General features: G+C 27.9%; 4 protein-coding genes. All 4 read left to right on the top strand.

Going from position 1 to position 3,951, the window contains the following annotated elements; translation table 11 throughout:
* The first annotated feature begins 215 nt into the window (after nt 1–215).
* Nucleotides 216–800: a biosynthetic peptidoglycan transglycosylase gene (locus B5X62_RS15125; RefSeq protein ID WP_159447664.1), complete on the top strand. Its 585-nt coding sequence runs from the start codon at nt 216–218 to the stop codon at nt 798–800.
* On the top strand, nt 784–1,467 hold the full coding sequence (locus B5X62_RS15130) for a hypothetical protein (RefSeq protein ID WP_079668322.1): 684 nt from the start codon (nt 784–786) through the stop codon (nt 1,465–1,467). The genes B5X62_RS15125 and B5X62_RS15130 overlap by 17 nt, the downstream gene beginning before the upstream one ends.
* 208 nt (nt 1,468–1,675) lie before the next feature.
* Nucleotides 1,676–3,409 carry an NACHT domain-containing protein gene (locus B5X62_RS15135; protein WP_079668323.1) on the top strand — a complete coding sequence of 578 codons (1,734 nt, stop codon included), beginning with the start codon at nt 1,676–1,678 and terminating at the stop codon, nt 3,407–3,409.
* Nucleotides 3,410–3,675: 266 nt separating this feature from the next.
* Nucleotides 3,676–3,951: helix-turn-helix domain-containing protein (locus B5X62_RS15140; RefSeq protein ID WP_079668324.1), on the top strand; the 276-nt coding region annotated here is incomplete at its 3' end.

The following is a 3,951-nucleotide window of genomic DNA, read 5'->3' on the forward strand; positions in this document are numbered from 1 at the left end:
TTGTATTGGCAAAATGCGGGGTTAAATGTATAATTGAAAAATTTGAAATATTTAGCCGCCAATATTTTTCAATTCCACATTTTTGTTTAATTTAGTTCCATTGAAAAAATATTGGCTACGTTTGGTCGTTCTTGAACTTTTAGTTCTTCGAAAGCCCGCACTTCGCCAATACTTTTTCCGTTAGGCGATATACTATAAAAACACGTTCCAAACAATTGATTATAAACGAAATATATTTAGAATTAGATAAAATAAAAAACTCTATAAATACTGAAAAAGAAAGTATTGTCCATTATTCAAAATTAGAAAACCTTGATAAATTAGTTAGCTTTTTGATTATTGGTGAGGATCGACGATTTTATATTCATAAAGGATTTGATATTATTGCAATTTTTCGTGCAATTAGAAATAGAGTATTTTTTAATAAAAAAGAAGGCGCAAGTACAATTGAACAACAACTTGTCAGAGTATTGACAAATCAATATGAAAGAACGATTCATAGAAAAGTAAAAGAGATTATTCTTGCAACAAAGCTTAAACAATTTCTTACAAAAAAAGAAATAGCTTTAATGTATCTTAAGCTAGCTTACTATGGAACTAATAAGCAAGGGCTTGAAAACATTCTTTATTCATATGATTTATCTTTAAATGATAGTTTGAGTGACGAAATTTGCGCATCTATCGTTGCAAGACTTAAATATCCAGAGCCAAAACTACTAGAATCAAGTAAGCATATATTAATAAAAAAAAGAACTAATTACCTCATTAAAATGTATAAAAAGAATGGCAAATATTATTAACTATTTACAAACATCTGAAGAATGTAAAAAACCGCTTGATCAAGTTGCAACACCAACCTTCTTAAAGAATAATTATTTTAATTTAGATGAAAATGAAAGAAAATCATTATTGAACTTTCTAATTATAAGCAACTTTTGCTATGCTTTTAAGGTAAAACCACTAATTTATGAGCAAGTAACACAATATATTTCAGATAAATTTAGCATAAAGAAAAATCAAATAATTCTTCTTGGCAGTGCTAGAACGGGATTCGCAATTGATCCTGCAAATTATGGAAGAGAGTTTTCAGAAAATAGTGATTTAGATTTCGCAATTATTGATTTGGATCTATTTAATAGATGTGTGAATGATTTCAAACAATGGAAACGTAAAACAGAAAATAACGAATATGATGAAAAAGTTAAAACTATATATTGGAGTGATAATCAAAATAATTTAAAGCATCAAATAAAAAAAGGTTTTATCGATACATACAAAATACCAAACTTCACAGAATTTGATACAACACAAGAAATTAACAATAGCCTTTCTTTAATAGTTATAAATTTAAATAATTTACAAAGGATAAAAGTAAAACAGGCTTCAGCAAGAATTTATAAAGATTGGGACACATTTCAAAAACAATTGAGACTAAACATAGAAAGCGTATTGGAAAAAGTCCAATAAGTACATCGCCTAACATTGTATTGGCAAAATGCGGGGTTTAGGTGTAATTGAACTACTCTACTTTTTTATACGCCGCTGCTTTTCATATTGTTTTTTTTTCTTAATTTAGACAATCTGAAAAAGCATCGGCTCCGTTTGGTCGTTCTTGAACTTTTAGTTCTTCAAAAGCCCGCACTTCGCCAATACTTTTTCCGTTAGCCGATATTTTATGAACACAGCATCTAAAGAGAAGTTTATTAGTGAATCAACAAAATTTGCGTTAGCAAAAATATTTAATTATTTAGATCCGAAAGTAAGGCAGGTTTTAGAAAATCAAATTATTGAATATACTGTTAATAATGCATTGAATTTCTCACTTATTAAAACTATTCTTCATAAAGACAACGTTAACTTAGCTCAAATTTACCAACCATTAACAATTAAGCACAAAACTAATGATGGCACATTTCTTATAGATGACTTTAAAAAATTCATAGAAAATCACAAAAATATTTCTTTAATCGCATCAGGCGGATCAGGAAAAACAACATTTATAAAAAATTTCTACATTAAATGTGTAAAAGAAGGATACAAAATTCCTGTCATATTCAACTTCCGAGAATTCAATCAATTTCAAATTAAGAAAATCATTAAGGATAAAGACATAACAGAGAATTACGTTTTTATAGCATTTACACAACATCTACTTTTCAACAAAATAGGTATTGATTCAAAGACAATCGAAAAGATGTTTGACTCCGGTGAGTTCATTTTTTTTCTTGACGGATATGATGAATTGGATAATAAAATAAAAACATCAATTACAAAGGATTTCCAAGATTTCGTAACACGATTTAATAACAATAGATTTATAATAACAACACGTCCTTATACTTCTGCAAATTATTTAGATAACTTCAGTAACATTTATTTATCTGGATTAGAGGATTTCGAACAAATCACAAGTTTTATACATAAACAATTATACAACAATCCATCTTTTGCGGAAAGTATCATAGCTACATTAAAACAAAAGTCAAGTAAAAAATATCTTGAGATCCTAAGCAATCCCCTTTTCCTAATTTTGTTTATTAATGCATATGAGAGCTATCCAAATATTCCACCGAAAAAAACTCAATTTTATTGGCAAGTTTTTGATGCTTTATTTGAAAAACATGAAACTTTTTCAAAAACAGGTTATAGACGACCAAAATTAACAAATCTTGATCGAGAAAAATTTGAAAAAATTTTACATACTTTTTCTTTCATAAGTTATTTTGACGAACTTTTTATATTTAGTGAAAGTCAATATGAAGCTATTATTAGAAAAGTTCTAACAAACTATAAGTATAGAGTTAATCCAAAGAATTTTTTAGAAGATTTAAAGGTTTCAATTTCTATACTTGTAGAAGATGGAAAATTGCTTTCTTTTATTCACAGATCTATTCAGGAATACTTCGCAGCAAAATATGTGGATATTTTGAGTGAAGATGATAAAGCTGATTTTATGTTACAATTAGCTAAAGAACAAAATAGTATAAAAGGAAATCATACATTTCTAATCGAATTAATTAGTGAATTATATCCATATGAATTTAAGAAATACTATATAAAAGCTCATATTGAGGAGTTTTACGATAACAAAGAATTTTATCTTACGGAACATGATAATTTGTCAGGTTATGATAAAGTTTTTGATGGTTTTGAAAATTTTAAAACAATACTATCATTTTCAAAAGAGTTTCAGAAATTATACATTGATTTTATGAAAACCAATAGCTTTACAAACGAAAATATTAATATTATAGTTTCGTCTAGAAATCATCAACAACTAAAACTTGCTCAAGAAATTCTTACGCTTTACGAAAATAAAGAACTTTTCTACTTAAAAATGTCCTCTTTCATTAAGGATTTAGATGAGTCTAATAAACCTATACTAAAATTCGCATTTAGAGGAATTTAAAAAAAACATCGGCTAACATTGTATTGGCAAAATGCGGGGTTAAGGTATAGTTGAACTATTCTACTTTTTTACACGCCGCTGCTTTTCATATTGTTTTTTTTCTTAATTTAGACAATCTGAAAAAGCATCGGCTCCGTTTGGTCGTTCTTGAACTTTTAGTTCTTCGAAAGCCCGCACTTCGCCAATACTTTTTCCGTTATCTGCAATTTTGCGCATTGCATCGTCCTAAAATAGGTTGACCAAAAATTAAGCACTTTTATTAAACAATGAACTTAACAAATGGACAAACCTGCCGAAAAAGAAACGGCAAAAAAACCTCTTTTGAATTCAAAATTTTCGTTATCTCGCAAATCAATAATGGGCAAATTTCTACTAACTTTGCTTCAAAGAAGTATGATATTTCCAGAAGTACAATCGATTATTGGCGAAAAAAATTAAGTAATTACACCTCAAAAAGTAAAGCCATGAGCAAAGAATTAGAGATTAAAAAATTAAAAGAAAAACTCCAAGAACTGGAGTGGATAAAGGATTTCCAACAAGAT

This window comes from Soonwooa buanensis (assembly GCF_900167905.1).
Lineage (GTDB): Bacteria > Bacteroidota > Bacteroidia > Flavobacteriales > Weeksellaceae > Soonwooa > Soonwooa buanensis.

Excerpts from the sequence above, each read along its gene's own strand:
- B5X62_RS15130 (WP_079668322.1), top strand. The coding sequence starts at position 784 with ATGGCAAATATTATTAACTATTTACAAACATCTGAAGAATGTAAAAAA.
- B5X62_RS15135 (WP_079668323.1), top strand. The coding sequence starts at position 1,676 with ATGAACACAGCATCTAAAGAGAAGTTTATTAGTGAATCAACAAAATTT.